This is a genomic window from Bacillus sp. EKM202B (assembly GCF_011066025.1).
GTDB lineage: Bacteria > Bacillota > Bacilli > Bacillales > Bacillaceae_G > Bacillus_A > Bacillus_A toyonensis.
In genome coordinates this window covers 112,838-131,220 of the sequence record NZ_JAAMNK010000014.1, presented here as the reverse complement: position 1 = coordinate 131,220, position 18,383 = coordinate 112,838, and the positions used below count along the sequence as shown (strand labels likewise).

Genomic DNA, 18,383 nt, shown 5'->3' with positions numbered 1-18,383 from the left:
ACCTCCATTAAAATCATAACTGATACTTACGATTTAGAGAGGTGTTTTTTATCGTCTCATTCTCAGGGTTCACTCCACATACTAGGCAAGCCTTTTTAAACTAATCCTCACTTATTCTCTTCTTATACCAATCCTGCATTCTCTCTGCATCTTCTACTCTCGTATGCTCTAATTTATAATTCGATGATGCACTAGAAAACTTATACGTACATAAGTCTACGCGGCGCTGGAAATATGATTGTGTCTTCTCCATTGATTGGACGTGTCTTCTTCTGACAAGTCCTGTATATTTTCCAATACTACGATACACAATTGTAATTTGTTCTCCGTTTACACCGTAACCATTTGTTTTAAATGTTGCGTATCCAAGTGTAAAGATGAGGATCGCGAGCGGTAATAATGCCCACATGATGTAATACTTTTCAAAGTATATGCTGATTCCCGTCAGCGGGATTGCTAGCATGGCGAAGAAGATAAAACTATCAATGAGATAGCGACGCAATGCTGCTTTTGGTAATGAAATAATGTTTGTATTCAGTTCGTATGGTAATTGTAAATGGGTGAGTAACTGTTGCACGCGATCTTTTCGAATGATAGGATGTAGCGTAACTTTTTCTTCTTTTCCTTCACTTTGAATGACTTCTACTTGCACAGCACAATAACCGAATGGTTGGCGTAATATACCTTCTTTTATCGTAATACCTTGAATGCGGTGTAACTTTAATACGAGTTCTTTTTTCTCAAGTAATCCTTGCGAAATACGGACTTCATCATTTTTTCGATTGACTGTGAAATCCCCATGTTTTAACGCATATCCAATTGTAGATATAATCCAAGAAACGACAAGTAAAATAGCTACCATGTAAATCCAGCCATATATATCATGATCCATAACATAAGACTCTACGCTATTTTTGATCCATCTCGGAATGTACTCGTCCACTTGGTTATAAACGAAAAATATTAAAGAGAATAATAATCCAAATTGACCAGATGTAATAGACGCTATTAAAATCTCTTTCCACGTTAACTTGTACTCTGTCGTTTGTTTTTCCTCTGTAATAATTTCTTTTCGTACTACTTCTTCTGATGTTTCTTCTACTTTTACTACCGAGGTTGGCTCATTTAACATTGTAATAAGCTTTGTTGCCTCTTCTACCGTAATACCAGCTAAACTAACTTCCGGCTCATTTCCTCCGCCAGCTGTTTCAATTTTAATTTTCTTTAGTCCTAACACTTGGTACAGCATGCCTGAACTTGTATTAATCGTTTGAACACGTTCTTTATTTAAGTAGCTCTCCTTCTTCACAAAGAGCCCTTCTTTAATATGTAATACGTTATTTTCGACCCAATATACTTTGTAGTACCAGCCTACGATAGCTGAAACAATCGTGATTACCGCAAAACCGATAGGAACTAAATACCAAAATGGAAACTTTCCTTTTAAACTAAAAAGAAAAATAATAAATGGTATAAAATCTGTTATTTTTAATTCTAATAACATCGTGATTGGATGCTGCCTCTTATACATCCTCATCACTCACTTTCGCTAATTCTGCGATTTTCGTTTTCAACATTTCTGCCTCATACATCGTTAAGCCTGGGATACTATGAGAAGTCGCCGCTGTTGAAATGTGTAATTCTGCTAATCCGTATTTCCTCATAATTGGCCCTTGTTCAATCGTAACGTGCTGCACACGAATCATCGGTACTAATACACGTTTTACGACGAAAAGACCGTGCTGAATTTCAAGTTCTTCTTCATTTAGTTGGTAGCTATAGTAACGTTGACGCAATTTCGGGAATGTAAGGTAATCAAACGGCGTATATACAATTGTTAATCCGATGAGCACATAAAAAATCCAAGCCCACCAATTAAACTTAATCATAAAGAAAAGATATGCCAAAATGACGATAATACTAATTCCTAACTCAATTAAGGAACGCGTTTTCCACACCTTGACCATGTCAGGGTGAATTTCATTTTTCAATGGATCCATGTAACCACTCCAAATCTAGTAATCTAATATATGAATACTCTTAATCTATATTTTACATAACTTTACAGAAAATTGAAATTTAATTATCTTTCTTCTCTGGAATAAAATATCCGAACCAAAGTAACCAAATGAAACCGATTAACTTCAGCCAACTTCCATCCGCCTGAAAAGCCTCTATCATACCTGGAATTTTATACACTCCAATGAATCCAAGAAAACCGAGCCACCAGTTTTTTTGCATTTTCACTTTTATTCCTCCTTTATGACGTTTTTCACATTTCGAATCCAAATTTCTTTATACTTTAACTGGAATCCCATGAGCATGTAGTTGCTCATATTATCGATAACGAGCGCTAACGTATGAGCATTCTCTTCTGTTGCATGTTGTGACGCCATACCAAGTTCTACACCTTGCTTTAATAAATCATGAAATCCATTTAAAAACTCTTCTTGTATTTCAAATAAACGTTTCTGATACTTCTCATTTCGCGCCGCAGTTACGATAAATTCATTTATGACGCGTAATATACCTTCCTGTCCTTCATACTCAGACAACATATGTAAACCATCTGCAATTAACTTTTTTGCAAAATTTTCTTTCGTATATTGATCTTTATCGAAGTAAGAAGAGAAATGATACCCAGAAAAAATTTCTTCAAATAAAAAATCTACTAACGCTTCTTTAGAAGAAAAATGATAGTAAATGGCCGGTTTTGAAATACCTACCTCTTTCGCAATCATGGAAAGGCTCATTTTCTCAATACCGTGCTCTGCCATAAGTTTAAATGACGCCTCTACAATGTTCTGCGATGTTTGTAAATTCTTTGTCATACTGTACCTCACTTGTTTTTACTTACCGGTCGGTAAGTAAATTATAAAATGAAACGAAATGATTTTCAAGTTAGTTAGCACTTTAGAAGGGGGGTTATTGGTAAATGTAGAAAAACATAAAGTAAAAGCAATATATAACAATAAGGAGGATGTTCATATGGGACTTGGTGGTAAAGGCGGTAGCGGCGGAACTGGCGGCGGTGAAGCTGGACAAGCTGGTAAGAGCGGATTTCCATTCATCATTGTACTCTTTATCGTATTAATTATAGTTGGAGCTAGCTATAGTGGACTTGGCTTCTAAGAAAAGGCGTCCTACATTACACATGTAGGACGCCTTCTTTTTAATCCCTATTCAACAATCGCATACGATAACAATTCATCGTCACTTCTCCAAGTCTTTGCAGTAATTGATAGTTCGCATATGCGCCGACCGGGGCACCGATTATCGGTACGAGCTGAAGCATTTTTGCTAAATCGATATAGTCTCGGTACTCTGTTTGGAACTTTTCCCAGTCCATATGATTTTCTTCTTCTGTATCCCACGTTTCGATGGCTTTCCATATTTCTTTTCGATGATCATCACTTGAAAAGGCGAGTTGGAAAACGTGAAGGATAAAAAGGCGCTCTTCTTTGTTACTCGTATCAAATCCGTACAACGTTGCTGCATCGAATAAAAATTTAATTTTAATGCCGAGTAAAAGCGGAAAGTCAGCAAGGCCAAGGAGAATACCACCAGCTCCAGTCCCAGCCCCTTCCGCCGCTGCTATTTTTTTGTACTCATCCATTTTTTTGCGTACTTCATCGTCACGTCTTTGCAGTGACCATGTCGTCTCTTTTAATTTCGGCTTTATAAAGTTTGATCCGGCGCTGATCGTTTGCACCATCATACGAATCGTCTCTGTTAACACCTTTTGTACTTTCGCCGGAATGAGCTGTTGTACTTTCGTCTGCACTTTTTTGGAGAACCGTGTCATCATAGAAGAATCTTTCATGAATGTAGCTTTCCACTGCTCCAATTCTTTTATAACCTTCTCTTCATATGTAATCATAGGTTCATTCCTTTCAATTTAAACGCTCAATGCGCTTCGCCCCGTATTGGTAAACGAAACCGATACTAAATAATATGCTTACGATAAGTAAAATTCCTGTCATCATGAAATCTTTCGTTGCTAGTGCAAATATAACTGTAAAGATTACGCTCCCGATGATTAGAATCGCGTTTAATAAAGTAAGAAAATCTTTCTTCTTTTCATCTACCTTTACTGGATACAAATCAAGCCAAATTTTCATGCGGTGATGTTTCCATAAAGTTAATAGCTGATAGCCGATTAAGTATAGGAAGATAAAACTCACGATGAATCGTCCATATAAAAATGGAATGAAGTAAAGAATAACTCCTCCAAGAGCGAGCAAACGCACATATAATCCAAAATAGTTACCTGATCTTAAAAATGTTCTCGTATATAAGTATAAATATGTACGCTTTTCGCCGATTATCGAAAGAATGAAATCAAGCCATTTCTTGCGGGATACTCTCTCTTTTAATGCTGGTACATCAACGAACATATTCGCAATGCGGTACAGTAACATCATCTTTTTACCTTCTTCAGAAATTAAATACTCCCAGTTCAGTGGCTTCCCTTTCACCATTTGATGCATGATAGCAAGGTATAACACCATGAATAGAACAATTCCGCCAATAAAAAGAACTGAAGTACGTTCTACAAGGAAATATACAAATAAACCGTTTAAGATAAAACGTATGAACCAATCCGCCTTTTGTACATTTTGATCTGTTAAAAAGGACTTTTCCCACGCTATAAATAAATTCCAAGCTTTCACAATAACAAACGCGATTACAATCCATATGTAAGCCGCTCCTGTTTGCTTCATTTGCTGGAAGTATAACGGGGCAAGCGCAGCTGCTACGATTGCGATTATGTATAACTGAATCATAAACGTAAAGAGAAAGGCCTTTGTGAAGTAAGGCTTTAGCTTCTCTTCAACTGGCAGTAAGTAAACAAGGTCTGCTTCTTTTAATAACGTTTGCATTGATCCAGCTGTTAAAACTAGTCCAATTAACACTGCCATCACGAGCGCAGTTGGAAACGAAGGTGTTAACGTTTGTAACCATTGTTGGTAATAATACGCTCCCGCACCGATGATAAACACGAAAATAAATTTCAAATGATCGTTAAATACGTATTTACTATATGTACGAACTTCTTTTAGAAAGTGACGAAATCGTTCTTTCCATAATGCTGTACTATTCATAATCTTCTTCCTTTGTTAAGGCAATATAAATATCATCTAACGTTGCACCTGGCATATTAAACTGTGATTGCAGTTCAGATAATGTTCCCATCGCTCTTACTTCGCCTTGATGTAAAATAATGAACGAATCACAATAACGTTCTGCCGTCGCTAAAATATGTGTACTCATTAAAATACCTGCGCCGCTCTTTTTCATTTGATCCATCATTTGAAGTAGAGATTGAATTGCTAACGGATCCAGTCCAACGAAAGGTTCGTCTACTATGTAAAGAGATGGCTCCACTAAAAATGCACTCATAATCATTACCTTTTGTTTCATCCCTTTTGAGAAATGAGATGGAAACCATTTTAAACGATTTTTCATACGAAATTCTTGTAATAGTTGTCCTACACGTTCTTCGTACTGTTTTTCATCGACACCGTACGCCATCGCTGTTAATTTCAAATGCTCTTCTAGCGTTAGCTCATCATATAATACCGGTGTTTCTGGAATGAATGAAAAGCTAGAACGGTACGCTGTCATATCATCACGAATTGTTTTCCCATTAATTGTGACAGTTCCTTTTTTCGGTTCCATTAAACCGATAATATGTTTAATCGTCGTACTTTTACCAGCCCCATTTAAACCGATTAAGCCGACAAGTTCGCCTTTATTAACAGAGAACGAAACGTCTTTTAATACAGGTCGTTTCGTATATCCTCCTGTAACATTTTCTACACGCAATAACTCGCTCATACGACACCACTTTCTTCATTAGTATTCATTCTATATTCATCTTACCAAAAATTGCGCTGTACTACATAGTATCGATGTGTTCAAAAAAAATTTAAATTTGTTAGCATATATTTTTACGAAAGCGGACATCATAATTAGTGAAGAAGGAACACATTGAAAAAGCAACCACCAATTGATGAGTATAACAACATAGTGAAGTCATCATGAAATGGGGTGTCCATGTTGGACAATGAAATTTACACATAACCAGATTATTTGTTTCATTTTCGAAACGGGGTGTCTCCGAAAGAGCATATACTGTTTTAAAAAATAAACAATTTCATTTTAAAAAGATTGCAATTCATTTCACTTGAAAATGGGGTGTCTACGGCAGAAACTTTAGCCGATTTACCATGCATTTCTTAAATAAATGGGGTGTCTGCGAAACGTAAATTACGATAATGCTTTTTCAATCCCTCTTCAGAAAACAGGAAGCTGACTCAGCTTCCTGTTTTTCGTGTTTGTTCTCTTATGTAATTATGGTAAAATACGGCTAAGGATATTTGAAAGGATGAGATCAATGAATCATACAGCAGACAATTGTATTTTTTGTAAAATCATTGACGGGCAAATCCCTTGCTCAAAAGTATACGAAGATGAACATGTGCTTGCATTTTTAGATATTAGTCAAGTAACAAAAGGACATACTCTTGTTATTCCGAAAGTTCACAAACAAGACATTTTTGCGTTAACGCCAGAAATCGCATCACACATTTTTTCTGTCGTTCCAAAAATCGCAAATGCGATTAAGGCAGAGTTTAATCCAGTTGGCTTTAACCTACTTAACAATAACGGTGAAAAAGCTGGACAAACTGTGTTCCACTTCCACCTTCATTTAATTCCACGCTACGGTGAAAACGATGGTTTCGGTGCCGTTTGGAAATCACACCAAAATGAATATACAATGGAAAATTTACAAAACATCGCAAGCACAATTGCAAATAGTGTGAAATAGTGACACTATAAGAAGACGTAATACATAACAAGCCAATTCCCCGAAGTAATTACATATTGCAAGGCTTGTTTCTTCACTCCATATACCGGGGTATACTTTTCTGTGCATAGCGCACTTACAAGAAGGAAAAGTTCTCTTTTCTTTCTCTTGTTTTAAAGATATGCATACTATTTCACATCATGAATACGAACGAAAAATAAGGAGGTCTCTTTTTATGTCAAAAGCTAAATCCTTTATTACAGGTGTCCTTTGCGGCGGAGCAGTTGCTGGATTAGCAGTTCTTTTCTCTACTCCTTCTTCTGGCAAAGCCATGCGCGGCAAGTTAAAAGAAAAAGGAAATGATATTAAAAAGACTTTAGCTGATATTACAGCTGATACAAAGTTATTAAAGCGTCAAATCGTTGAAACTGCTTCAGAAGGTAAAGAAGTGTTTCAAGAATTAAAAGACGACATGCAAGACACGCTTTCTAACTGGAAACAAGATATTTCTCAAAACAAGCGCCATATTGAAAAAGAAATTTTGGACATTCAAAAGTCAATTGAGAAACTACAAGAAGCTGTTCCAGAAAAAGCGTAAACAAATTCCTGCTTAGTTTTTGCATATAACAAATATTTTTTATATAAATTGACCTTAACACGGCATATCACATAGATATGCCGTGTTTTTATGCATTTACAATATATGTTAGCCGTTAACATGTAAGGACAACACATGTACTCACGACTCATAAACCGCTTCCATAGTTATGCATGATTTGTATAGAATGTCATTTTTTTAAAAAATTTTCACAATTCTCACAAAAAGACTTTATTAATTTTTATTTTACTGGCATAATAGATAGTAATGAAAAAGAATGTTAAAGTGGGTGAGTAAATGAAAAGTGGAGAAAAAGATTACTCGGTAAAAGAAGCGATGATTTTCAGCCAACGCATTGCTCAATTATCGAAAGCGTTATGGAAATGTGTAGAGAAAGATTGGCAAATGTGGATTAAACCTTACGATTTAAATATTAATGAGCATCATATTTTAACAATCGCTTATCATTTAAAAGGGGCTTCTATTTCTGAGATTGCTAAGTTTGGAGTTATGCACGTATCAACGGCGTTTAACTTCTCGAAAAAGCTTGAGGAACGCGGCTATCTTGTATTCTCGAAAAAAGAAGATGATAAACGAAATACGTACATTGAAATTACAGATAAAGGGGAAGAATTACTACTTCGCTTAATGGAGGAGTATGACCCTGAAAGTAATTCAGTGTTTAATGGGGCTCTTGCACTTCGTAATTTTTATGGGAAGTTCCCAGAAAATATCGAGCTGATTGCTATCTTGCGCAATATTTACGGACAAGACTTCATCGATATTTTTGAGAAATCATTAGAAGATATTGAGGAGAATTTTACGGAATCCGATCAGAAGTTAGTTAAGAAATAATCTATTTATTTTTTCGCACTCATGCGTAAGAATTCATTCATAAGTGGGTTAAATAAACCTTGTTTTGCTAGCGCTTCCGCAGTTTCGTTTACTTCGAGCTGATGTGGAAGCGCTTTTTCAAATTGATCTAACAGCGCATCGAACAATAAAAGGCCTTCTGCTTTCTCCGCTACATATTGTTCGTTCAATATTTCACAAAGTTTCAGTATACGTTCAATATCTTTTTTACGGGCTTTTTTCTTTATGATTAAAGAATAAAATGGACACTTTTCTTCATCAATCATTTTAAATAGTAGGTCTACGTAGTATTCAGCTTGTTCTAATCTTCTAACAACGTCCATTTTCTCCCTCACTTTCTAACACAAAGTCTTCTATTTCTGAATTTTATAACACGAACAAAATATCGTATGATACAATATATAAAGTATATGTATTTTAGCCAAAAGGAGGTCTCGCCTCATGACACTTATAACAGTTGTTTTTGTCGCATTCGCACTTCTTGTTATATTTTACACGAATTTCATGACACATACACTGTGTGAACGAAAACAAATAGCTGCGAGCCGCCAGCCCGGTGTCTTTCGGGTTATTAATGTATGTATAACAATTTTATTAATTTCTAGTTATATAGAAATTATATTTCATGGAAAGTGAGGAAGGAAAGCCCCTTCCTCACTTTTTTCCTCTATAAGCAAATTATACCTACTATAACCAATAAAATAAACAGTACAAGTAATAAAATAAGTTGAGAATTCATCCCCATCCCCTCCTCTATTCTGTATATGCGGCATCCGCCCAATATGGCACACTTTCAAAATCTGACACGATATGGTTAATTTTTCTTTATCAATATGAAAACGAGTCGAAATATGATATATTAAACTTTGTACATATTGCTTATACTATAGAACAAATAACATTCATCAAAACTTTATCCTCAGCCTCGGTAAGCCCTGTTAAGCGCGCTTTAACAATATAAAAAGCAAAAGTATCAGTGAGACTTAATCGGGCTCTTATGAACTTAAGTTCATTGGTGTAGGATAAATTAAAAATACATAATAGTAGGAGTGTTTATCGAATGAAGAAAGCTATGCTTGCCTTAGCCGCAACAAGTGTAATCGCATTATCAGCATGTGGAACAGGATCATCATCAGACAAAATCGTTACATCTAAAGCTGGTGACATTACAAAAGAAGAGTTCTACAATCAAATGAAAACACAAGCTGGTAAACAAGTACTAAATAACATGGTTATGGAAAAAGTACTTATTAAGAACTACAAAGTTGAAGACAAAGATGTAGACAAAAAGTTCGATGAAATGAAAAAACAATACGGTGATCAATTCGATACACTATTAAAACAACAAGGTATTAAAGAAGAAACTATAAAAACTGGTGTGCGTGCTCAATTAGCGCAAGAAAAAGCTATCGAGAAAACGATCACTGATAAAGAACTAAAAGAAAACTACAAACCAGAAATTAAAGCAAGCCACATTCTTGTAAAAGATGAAGCTACTGCGAAAAAGGTGAAAGAAGAACTTGGACAAGGTAAATCTTTCGAAGAGTTAGCGAAACAATACTCTGAAGATACTGGTTCAAAAGAAAAAGGCGGAGACCTTGGCTACTTTACTGCTGGTAAAATGGTTAAAGAATTCGAAGATGCTGCTTATAAGCTGAAAAAAGATGAAGTAAGCGAACCTGTAAAATCACAATTCGGTTACCACATCATTAAAGTAACAGACATTAAAGAACAAAAACCATTTGATGAAGTTAAAGGCGATATCAAAAAAGATCTAGTTCAAAAGAAAGCACAAGATGCTGCATTCATGAATGATCTTATGATGAAAGAAATCAAAAAAGCTGACGTAAAAGTTGACGATAAAGATTTGAAAGATCTTTTCGAAGAGAAAAAAGCTGACGAGAAAAAAGAAGAAAAGAAATAATGAAATAAAAAGCTCGGGCTTAGGCCTGAGCTTTTTGTATACCCTCTTCTCTCGGGAGTTATATCCAGATTCGGTAAATGAAATTATATAGTTGGTCCTCTGAATGAATTATATCAGCGATTTTTCAAATATATCGACTTACCGACAAAAAACGACAACAAGCGTCACTCCCTCTACAAAAACAAAAAAACCTTGATCCACGTAGCATGGAACCAAGGTTTATCTTATTATCATTGATTAAATGAAAAAACTATGTTAAATTAGTACAGAAACACATTTTATAAAACGCAAAGAACGTATTTATCCGTATCTTAATTGTACACCAAAACACATCTTCAGTCAACCTCTATTTTTCACTTTTAAAGGAGTGCTACCGTATGAACAAAAAACTTGATCTAGAGCAAAAAAGATTGGATACCGTAATCGAAACGATTACGCAGCAAATTGATAAACTGGAAAACGAAACTGGCAGACGCCGGGCAGAAGTAATCCATATTCGTAAACATTTCTGGGATGACGTGAAAGTGAATACTGATACTTTTGATGATTATCTTGAAACAGTTATCAACTTAAGGCAACAAGCTCAGTCCCTTGCTGTAACACAAATTACACATAAGCACACTTTCAATCGACTCGCTGCACTAAGACGTATGCATAAAGCCCCTTACTTCGGACGCATTGATTTTACAGAAGAAGGTGAACCTGCCGCAGAGGAAATTTATATCGGCGTCGCTACGCTTACCGATGCTAGCGGAGAAAACTTCCTCATATACGACTGGCGCGCACCTATTTCGAGCGTTTATTACGACTATCCACCAGGACCAGCTGAATACAAAACACCAGGAGGCGTAGTTCGCGGTAATGTGGAGAAAAAATTACAGTACATTATTCAAAATGGCGAGATTGATTCTATGTTCGATACGAGCCTTACAATTGGCGATGAAATTCTGCAACAAGCGCTTGGAAAAGGTACGAATAAACATATGCAAAGTATCGTCGCTACGATTCAGCGCGAGCAAAATGAAATTGTTCGTCACGATGAAGGCCGACTCCTTATCGTGCAAGGAGCTGCTGGTAGTGGTAAAACGTCAGCTGCCCTGCAACGTATTGCCTATTTACTATATAAATATCGCGAATGGCTAAAAGCGGACCAAATTATTCTCTTCTCCCCTAACTCTATGTTCAACAGTTACGTATCTAACGTACTGCCAGAACTCGGCGAAGAAAATATGCAGCAAGTCACATTCCAAGAATATTTAAACCATAGACTAAGTAAATCGTTTGATGTTGAAGATCCTTATGAACAACTAGAATATATGCTAACTGAAACGAATAGCCCTGCTTATAAAACGAGAAATGCGAGCATTCGATTTAAAGCATCTACTCAATTTTTCGAGATGATTAGAGCGTACAGACAATCTCTTGAATCTTCAGGCATGCTATTTAGAGGAATGAAATTTAGAGGGAAATTGATTGCCTCTACTAAAGAAATTACAGAGCAATTTTATAATACGGATTCCTCCCTCCGCTTCCATAATAGAATCGAGAAGTTAACGGATTGGCTAAACAAACAAATAGACGCAATCGAAAAAACAGAACTAAAAAAGCCGTGGGTAGAAGAAGAAATTGAATTACTTAGTAAAGATGAATATCAAAAAGCTTATAAATACTTACAGAAAAAAGGCGAGTTTGAAGATAACTCCTTTAATGATTATGAGAAAGAAACGAAAGTACTTGGACGTATGATTGTCCGTAAAAAATTGAAGCCGCTTCGTAAAGGCCTTCAAACATTACGTTTCATCAATTTTACAGGCATATATAAACAACTCTTCACAGATGCATCATGGGTTACTGGAGAAAAGCCGAAAGAATGGGACGACATTTGCTCATTAACTGTGAACATGCTTGATGAAGGAAAATTATATTACGAGGATGCGACTCCATTTTTACTTTTAAAAGAACTAATTGAAGGCTTCCAAACGAATAGATCGATTAAACACGTACTCGTAGACGAAGCACAAGATTATTCTCCGTTTCAGTTCGAGTTTTTAAAACGCCTCTTCCCTGCCGCAAAAATGACAGTGCTCGGAGACTTTAACCAAGCAATATTTGCCCATGCGAGTGAAACAGTGAACTTCAATACACTTACTAGCTTATACGGACCAGATGAAACGAACGGCATCAACTTAACTCGTAGCTATCGTTCCACAAAACCGATTATTGAATTTACACGTGCTCTCGTACCGGAAGGAAAGAACATTAACGCATTTGAACGTGACGGTGAGAAGCCTACAGTAACGAAAGTAGCGAATGATAGCGAACTGCACGACTGTATTTCTTCCAAAGTTGCTGAACTTCAAAAACAACAGCATAATACAATCGCAATTATATGTAAATCCGCAGCTGAAAGTGCCGCTGCCTACGAAGCACTTAATCATATCGAGAATATTAAACTCGTGAAAAGTAACTCCGCCGAGTATGAGCAAGGCATTGTCGTGATCCCAGCTTACTTAGCGAAGGGTATCGAATTTGACGCTGTTATTATTTATAATGCTTCTAAAGATGTGTACAGTGATGAGAGCGTTCGTAGATTGTTTTACACTGCTTGTACGCGAGCTATGCATGAATTACAACTTTATAGCGTTGGCGAGGTTAGTCCTTTTATACTCGGGGCTGCTTCAGAGAGCTTTGAACTTATTACAACACCTTGATACGAATCAAGGTGTTTCTTTTTTATGCAGGATTTACAACTTTAAAATAGAATATATCATTTTAGAAAAAAATAAGGAGTGGAAAAATGAATCATTATTTCATTGCTATTTATGACGGTGAGTTTCCTACCGAAAAATTACATACCATTTTACAATTGAACCCCACTTTTATTGATTTAAACGTCCGCACCATTTCAATTTCATCACCAAGGCCTTTCACATTAGTAGTTGGAGAAGAAAACGATGCACTCACAACTGGACTTACAGATAAATACCACTTATTAACGAAGGAATTACAAGCACTTGAGCAGCAAGAAAAGTACTACTACGTATACGATTATAAAATTAGAAAGACCATCGAGAATCCTAACGAAAAATGCTTTCCATTAGCAAAAATCAATATAAGCGTTACGAATTTCCATCAGATGATTCAAAAAGTAAAAGATTTAAAACGCCCTGTATTTGCAGGGTATAAAATCATTTCTCATGATTCGGATATACTGACAATTGATGTACTTCTTTCTTCTCATTTATTGGATCCTAACACTTCTGAAAAAGATGCGGAAGAATACGCCTATTTACAACAACTAGCTGAATCAATCTCTCGTTCTGAATTATGTACTTCTATAAAAGCAAGTGCACTTATTTAAACACGAAAAGAGGGTTATTTATCATAACCCTCTTTTGCTATCTATTTACGTTTGTACTTAATCAAAATAGTGAATTCTTTTTACATATAACAAAAACACCTTGATCATCATCAAGGTGTCCTCTTCATTCTAAATGACATACCTTTACGTCGATATACACTTAGTACGATTCCCATTAAAAGCGCATGAAATACAGTTGGTGTTAATCCATAACTAATAAAAGGTAAGGATATAGCAGTAATCGGTAATAAACCTAAAATCATACCAACGTTATAAAGGAATTGCACTACGAAAAGAGTCATGCCTCCAATGAGAAGCAATTTACCATACCGGTCATTTATTTTATAAGATATGACCACTAACCTTATTACAAAAAGAGAAAGAATCAAGAAAAGAATCAGTGCTAGCACATATCCATAATAATAAGTCAAACTTGCAAATACAAAATCAGTATCTGGATTAGGGATGAGCTTTACATCTCCGTATGTACCAAACCAACCTGCTGACGACATTACCTCTTTTAAACATATATACATAAATCCTGCGCCCTGTGCATCACGCTCTGGATTCAAATACCCTAAAAATCTATCCAAATAAACTCCTTTTACTGTGGGCCAGGAAAAATAGGCCCCTATAATCAATAAACAGATTGGTACAATTGTAATAATTAATGCCTTTTTCTTCCCTAACTTACTCCACCAAAGCATAACGAATACCATCGTGATATAAATAAAAATCACTGAAAAAGCTGCGCCAATTAAGAATAAATACAAAGAAAATAAATACAGAGCCACAAGATGCATTACTTTTATCCTACTATTATTGAAAAAAGAAGCCCAAGCTAGAAAAAAGAACGGCACTGCCATTAAACGGTCAATTGCAATAGGACCAACTTTTATTATCGGTTCTCCAAGCATCCCAGCATTCGGAAAGCAGTATAGCATTAACAAGATAAGTACTCCGGTTGTATAAAACAACCATCCTAATCTCTCTAACTTTCGATAATCAATCAGCATCATTCCTAACGCTGTTGCAATACCAAGAACAACAGATATCACCTTATCCATTAGTAAATCATTCATATATCCAAAAGCTATAACTGGCAAAAAACCTAGCCCCATCGCAGCCACTAATAAACCAATTAAGAACCAATCAACCTTTGGCTTATGCAGTTTGTTCAGTTCCCGGCCAAGTTTAATCGGACTCCCCATTTGCTCAACAGCCTTATCTTCAGCAACTTCCTCACTTAATCCTTTCTCTACCCACATATTCTTCGCCTGTTTTAAGTGAAAATCTAGTTCCGCTGCTACTAAGTCCTTGGCTTCTTTTGATTTAATATGGTTCGTAACTTCCCTTAAAAAATGCTCCCCTTTTTCATTCAATTTTTTCTCACTCCTGTACTAATCCTTTTAATATAAATCGTGCCTTCGTAGCATTCTTCTCAGCCTTTCGCAGCATCTTGTTTCCTTTATCATTTAATTGATAATATTTAGCTCCTTCGTAATCCCAGCTAGATTGGATAAAGCGATTCTGTTCTAGACGATGTAATAAAGTGTATAGAGATCCTTCATCACCTTCGAATTTTTGAATTCCTCTCCCACGTAGTAACTGCATCAATTCATAACCTGTTTTTTCATTCATAAGAAGTTGCAACACTGCTAAAAGGATATCTTCTTCCTTTTCGGACGATTGATTGATTTTTTCGCGCACCCGCTTTCGATGCTGATCAGAAAAACTCAAATGTTTAAAAGTTGTATTCTCCATTGATTTTCGCAAGCCTTTTAATCGATCTTCCATTTGATTATTCCTCCAATCCTTTCTTCAATAGTTCCTTAGCTCTTTTCAATCTTGTTTTTATCGTGTTTTCCTTCACTTCTATTACCGTAGCAATCTCTTTAATTGATAATTCTTCATAATAAAATAGATAAATGACTTCTCGATATTTTATCGGTAAATTCATTACTGCAGAAGCAAGCCTACTATCCTCTGCATTTTGAATAACAGTTTGTTCCACACTTTCTTTTTGACTCTCCATATACGTAAAGTCATCCTCTGTAACGATAACTCTTTTGTTATACCAACTTTTTATATAGTCCTTACAATGATTGATTGCAATCCTCCATAACCATGTTTTTAAGTTCGAATTCCCTTTATATGTATGAAGAGATTTATAGCATTTCACAAATATATCTTGCGTTAAATCCTCCGCAACCTCTTTATTATTCACATATGAATACACAAGCTGTAAGGCTTCTTGTCCATACTTGTTCATTATTTCATCGATAAGGTCCTCTTTATCTTCTATTTCAAACATCTCTACTGTTAATTCATCCACACTATTTCCTCCTTCCCATATATTAGACGACGCACTCTATGGAAAAGTTTTATACATTCATAAAAAAAAGAACGGTTAGCAATGTCCATACCGTTTTTTGAACTCTTAATTTTTCTTTACTATGAGTAAAATCAATCTTTATTTGCTCATCGCCCCCTCACTTTACACACGAATGAGTCATTTATTTTTACATATATGTCTTGTCCCTTATTTTGAAAAATAATACAATTAAAAAGTAACTTACTAACGCTATAACTAGTAGGTGTGGTAATCATCTCTTCCATTTTGAAAAAAGGGGGGAGGTGATAATATGATCGCGATGTTTGTAATTAAATTAGTGTATGGTATCCTAACCGGAGCTGGCGTTGTCATCGGTAGAAGATACGTCGGTCCGTGGCTAATTTCTGTATACAAAAAAGCGAGAACCACCCTGCTTCGTGGAAAAGGTAAGGGCGGTTCTCGGCTAAAACGTTAATGTAATTGTCTTATAACCGCACCTACTACCACCACAATAGCAAGTTAGGTTACACAAGGCAGAAGTTTCTCAGGCTTCTGTCTTTTTTATTTTATGCAAAATTCATACTACATACCCTATCATCATTGTAACACATTCTATTTATTTTTAGTCAAGATAAAAAAACCACCTAAAGGCTCCCCTTCAGGTGGTTTTCTATTTTACGCTAACGCAGCTGCTTGTTCTTGTTGATCTACAGGAATGACAGCGTCTGTTAATGCTTTTTCTAATTCTGCTGTGTATTTCATTTGCTCTTCTTTGCTCCAGCCTAGTTTCGCAGCCATGTAGTTGATTACTGCTTCTTTCCACTCGTATACCCAGTGGATGTTGAAGAATACAGCACCTCTGCGGCGTACGAAGAAGTCTACTGGTTTTGCTGTCATTTCGTAATCCATTGCGTATACAAGTGGGATTAGAACGTCAAGCGGCATGTTATATTCTTTCGCTTCGTCTTTATGTTTTTTCGCTAAGTCGAATAGTACGTCAACGTTAGAGCCGTAGAATTTCGCGAACTCTTCTGCTTGCGCTTTCGTTAAACCAGATTTCGTACCTTCGTCTGCTTTTTTCGCAACGAATGCTTGGAATCCGTGTGAACCATCTACATGTCCACCAGAGATTGGCATATGTTTCGTGTCACTCTTCGGATATGCACTATGACCTTCTTTTTGTAGTAAGTTTGTTACGTAGTCTACTACCATTTCAGCCATTTTGCGGTATCCTGTTAATTTACCACCAGCGATTGTAATTAAACCAGATTCAGAAGTCCAAATTTCATCTTTACGAGAAATTTCAGATGCATTTTTACCTTCTTCATAAATTAATGGACGTACACCAGCCCAGCTTGATTCAACATCTTTTTCCGTAATTTTCACGCTTGGGAACATGTAGTTAATCGCATTAATAATGTATGTGCGATCTTCTGTTGTCATGTGTGGTACAGCTGCATCTTTATCATAGAACGTATCTGTTGTACCTACGTATGTTTTTCCGCCACGAGGAATCGCGAACACCATACGTTTATCTGGTGTATCGAAGTAAATTGCTTGACCTAATGGGAAACGTTTTTGATCAATTACTAAGTGAACACCTTTTGATAACTGAAGTACTTTTCCTTTTTTCGAGTTATCTTTTTCACGAAGTGTATCTACCCAAGGACCAGCTGCGTTTACAATTTTCTTACCGTAAACTTCGTACACTTCTCCGTCTAGTAAATCGATTACACGTACACCGCATACTTTTCCATCTTTATATAAGAAACTGTCTACTTTTGCGTAGTTAACAGCTTTCGCACCATGCTCAATTGCTTCTTTCATTACTTCAATTGTAAGACGCGCATCGTCTGTACGATATTCTACGTAGTAACCGCCGCCTTTTAATCCTTCTTTTTTCACAAGAGGCTCTTTGTTTAATGTTTCTTCACGGTTAAACATTTTTCTGCGCTCGCTTCGTTTTACACCTGCTAAGAAGTCGTATACACGAAGACCAATTGATGTACTGAATGATCCGAACGTACCGCCTGTATGGAACGGAAGTAACATCCACTCTGGTGTTGTTACATGGGGACCGTTCTCATATACGATCGCACGCTCTTTCCCCACCTCTGCTACCATTTTCACTTCAAGTTGTTTTAAATAACGTAGACCACCGTGTACAAGTTTCGTAGAACGACTTGATGTACCTGCTGCAAAGTCCTGCATTTCAAACACAATTGTTGATAACCCGCGTGTTGCCCCATCTAATGCAATACCAGAACCAGTAATACCTCCACCAATTACGATCACATCTAACTCTTGTTTATTTACTCCGTTTAATACGTCTTTACGTTGTTTACTTGAAAATTTCATGGTAATTCCTCCCTTTGATAACGAAAAAAGAGACCACGAACTCCGCTATAGATTTCGCCTCTATAGCGTGTTGTGGTCTCTCCAAATCTCCTACCGAATTATTAACTTGTCATCATTATA

21 protein-coding genes are annotated in these 18,383 nt (G+C 36.2%); 9 read left to right on the top strand and 12 right to left on the bottom strand.

Features of this window, described 5'->3' with window-relative positions; translation table 11 throughout:
- Positions 1-100: 100 nt before the first annotated feature.
- The 4 genes from G9F74_RS17800 to G9F74_RS17785 all read right to left on the bottom strand — a co-directional run bounded on the left by G9F74_RS17800 (position 101) and on the right by G9F74_RS17785 (position 2,831).
- Positions 101-1,531: a PH domain-containing protein gene (locus G9F74_RS17800; RefSeq protein ID WP_000278185.1), complete on the bottom strand. Its 1,431-nt coding sequence runs from the start codon at positions 1,529-1,531 to the stop codon at positions 101-103.
- A complete protein-coding gene (locus G9F74_RS17795) occupies positions 1,524-2,000 on the bottom strand; it encodes a PH domain-containing protein (RefSeq protein WP_016107978.1) in 477 nt (158 codons plus the stop codon). Before G9F74_RS17795 ends, G9F74_RS17800 begins: the two co-directional genes overlap by 8 nt.
- A gap of 79 nt (positions 2,001-2,079) precedes the next feature.
- Entirely contained in the window at positions 2,080-2,247 is a 168-nt protein-coding gene (locus G9F74_RS17790) for a hypothetical protein (protein WP_000783814.1), read from the bottom strand.
- A gap of 2 nt (positions 2,248-2,249) precedes the next feature.
- The gene (locus G9F74_RS17785) at positions 2,250-2,831 is read right to left on the bottom strand and encodes a TetR/AcrR family transcriptional regulator (RefSeq protein ID WP_016107977.1); all 582 of its coding nucleotides are present in this window, start codon (positions 2,829-2,831) and stop codon (positions 2,250-2,252) included.
- A 157-nt stretch (positions 2,832-2,988) separates the two neighbouring features.
- Between G9F74_RS17785 and G9F74_RS17780 the strand changes: the two genes are divergently transcribed.
- Entirely contained in the window at positions 2,989-3,132 is a 144-nt protein-coding gene (locus G9F74_RS17780) for a YjcZ family sporulation protein (protein ID WP_079519487.1), read from the top strand.
- Between the two features lie 40 nt (positions 3,133-3,172).
- On the opposite strand, the gene ecsC is transcribed toward G9F74_RS17780, so the two are convergent.
- Genes ecsC through ecsA form a run of 3 tightly spaced genes read right to left on the bottom strand, consistent with a single transcriptional unit; the run spans position 3,173 to position 5,841 of the window.
- Positions 3,173-3,880, bottom strand: coding sequence for an ecs operon protein EcsC (ecsC, locus tag G9F74_RS17775; protein ID WP_000634139.1), 708 nt, complete (start codon positions 3,878-3,880; stop codon positions 3,173-3,175).
- Between the two features lie 13 nt (positions 3,881-3,893).
- Positions 3,894-5,105: an ABC transporter permease EcsB gene (ecsB, locus tag G9F74_RS17770; RefSeq protein ID WP_001089113.1), complete on the bottom strand. Its 1,212-nt coding sequence runs from the start codon at positions 5,103-5,105 to the stop codon at positions 3,894-3,896.
- Positions 5,098-5,841 (bottom strand): ABC transporter ATP-binding protein EcsA, encoded by a 744-nt coding sequence (ecsA, locus tag G9F74_RS17765; RefSeq protein ID WP_001292604.1) that lies wholly within the window; start codon positions 5,839-5,841, stop codon positions 5,098-5,100. Before ecsA ends, ecsB begins: the two co-directional genes overlap by 8 nt.
- 559 nt (positions 5,842-6,400) lie before the next feature.
- Here ecsA and G9F74_RS17760 point away from each other — a divergent pair.
- The 3 genes from G9F74_RS17760 (at position 6,401) to G9F74_RS17750 (ending at position 8,267) form a co-directional block, all read left to right on the top strand.
- Positions 6,401-6,835, top strand: coding sequence for an HIT family protein (locus G9F74_RS17760; RefSeq protein ID WP_001016840.1), 435 nt, complete (start codon positions 6,401-6,403; stop codon positions 6,833-6,835).
- 214 nt (positions 6,836-7,049) lie between these two features.
- Positions 7,050-7,412 carry a YtxH domain-containing protein gene (locus tag G9F74_RS17755; RefSeq protein ID WP_000030306.1) on the top strand — a complete coding sequence of 121 codons (363 nt, stop codon included), beginning with the start codon at positions 7,050-7,052 and terminating at the stop codon, positions 7,410-7,412.
- A gap of 297 nt (positions 7,413-7,709) precedes the next feature.
- A complete protein-coding gene (locus G9F74_RS17750; RefSeq protein WP_000834919.1) occupies positions 7,710-8,267 on the top strand; it encodes an HTH-type transcriptional regulator Hpr in 558 nt (185 codons plus the stop codon).
- A 5-nt stretch (positions 8,268-8,272) separates the two neighbouring features.
- Here the strand turns inward: G9F74_RS17750 and G9F74_RS17745 are convergent, their stop codons facing one another.
- Positions 8,273-8,608, bottom strand: coding sequence for a DUF1878 family protein (locus G9F74_RS17745; RefSeq protein ID WP_016107976.1), 336 nt, complete (start codon positions 8,606-8,608; stop codon positions 8,273-8,275).
- A 118-nt stretch (positions 8,609-8,726) separates the two neighbouring features.
- On the opposite strand from G9F74_RS17745, the gene G9F74_RS17740 reads away from it, so the two are divergent.
- From G9F74_RS17740 to G9F74_RS17725, 4 genes are all read left to right on the top strand, one after another.
- Positions 8,727-8,921, top strand: a complete 195-nt coding sequence (locus G9F74_RS17740) for a hypothetical protein (RefSeq protein WP_000172690.1) — start codon at positions 8,727-8,729, stop codon at positions 8,919-8,921.
- 424 nt (positions 8,922-9,345) lie between these two features.
- The gene (prsA, locus tag G9F74_RS17735; RefSeq protein WP_016107975.1) at positions 9,346-10,209 is read left to right on the top strand and encodes a peptidylprolyl isomerase PrsA; all 864 of its coding nucleotides are present in this window, start codon (positions 9,346-9,348) and stop codon (positions 10,207-10,209) included.
- 377 nt (positions 10,210-10,586) lie between these two features.
- The gene (gene helD, locus G9F74_RS17730; protein WP_016107974.1) at positions 10,587-12,920 is read left to right on the top strand and encodes an RNA polymerase recycling motor HelD; all 2,334 of its coding nucleotides are present in this window, start codon (positions 10,587-10,589) and stop codon (positions 12,918-12,920) included.
- A gap of 86 nt (positions 12,921-13,006) precedes the next feature.
- Complete coding sequence (locus G9F74_RS17725; RefSeq protein ID WP_016107973.1) at positions 13,007-13,570, top strand: hypothetical protein; 564 nt, start codon at positions 13,007-13,009, stop codon at positions 13,568-13,570.
- Positions 13,571-13,680: 110 nt separating this feature from the next.
- Here G9F74_RS17725 and G9F74_RS17720 read toward each other — a convergent pair whose 3' ends face one another.
- The 3 genes from G9F74_RS17720 to G9F74_RS17710 are packed head-to-tail and all read right to left on the bottom strand — an operon-like array spanning position 13,681 to position 15,905.
- Positions 13,681-14,952 carry an FtsW/RodA/SpoVE family cell cycle protein gene (locus tag G9F74_RS17720; protein ID WP_016107972.1) on the bottom strand — a complete coding sequence of 424 codons (1,272 nt, stop codon included), beginning with the start codon at positions 14,950-14,952 and terminating at the stop codon, positions 13,681-13,683.
- Between the two features lie 7 nt (positions 14,953-14,959).
- The gene (locus tag G9F74_RS17715) at positions 14,960-15,367 is read right to left on the bottom strand and encodes a PadR family transcriptional regulator (RefSeq protein WP_000390179.1); all 408 of its coding nucleotides are present in this window, start codon (positions 15,365-15,367) and stop codon (positions 14,960-14,962) included.
- A 4-nt stretch (positions 15,368-15,371) separates the two neighbouring features.
- Positions 15,372-15,905, bottom strand: coding sequence for a sigma-70 family RNA polymerase sigma factor (locus tag G9F74_RS17710; RefSeq protein ID WP_016107971.1), 534 nt, complete (start codon positions 15,903-15,905; stop codon positions 15,372-15,374).
- Positions 15,906-16,215: 310 nt separating this feature from the next.
- Between G9F74_RS17710 and G9F74_RS17705 the strand changes: the two genes are divergently transcribed.
- On the top strand, positions 16,216-16,380 hold the full coding sequence (locus G9F74_RS17705; RefSeq protein WP_000561154.1) for a hypothetical protein: 165 nt from the start codon (positions 16,216-16,218) through the stop codon (positions 16,378-16,380).
- A gap of 200 nt (positions 16,381-16,580) precedes the next feature.
- On the opposite strand, the gene glpD is transcribed toward G9F74_RS17705, so the two are convergent.
- Positions 16,581-18,263 carry an aerobic glycerol-3-phosphate dehydrogenase gene (gene glpD / locus G9F74_RS17700; protein WP_000672822.1) on the bottom strand — a complete coding sequence of 561 codons (1,683 nt, stop codon included), beginning with the start codon at positions 18,261-18,263 and terminating at the stop codon, positions 16,581-16,583.
- Positions 18,264-18,383 lie beyond the last annotated feature (120 nt).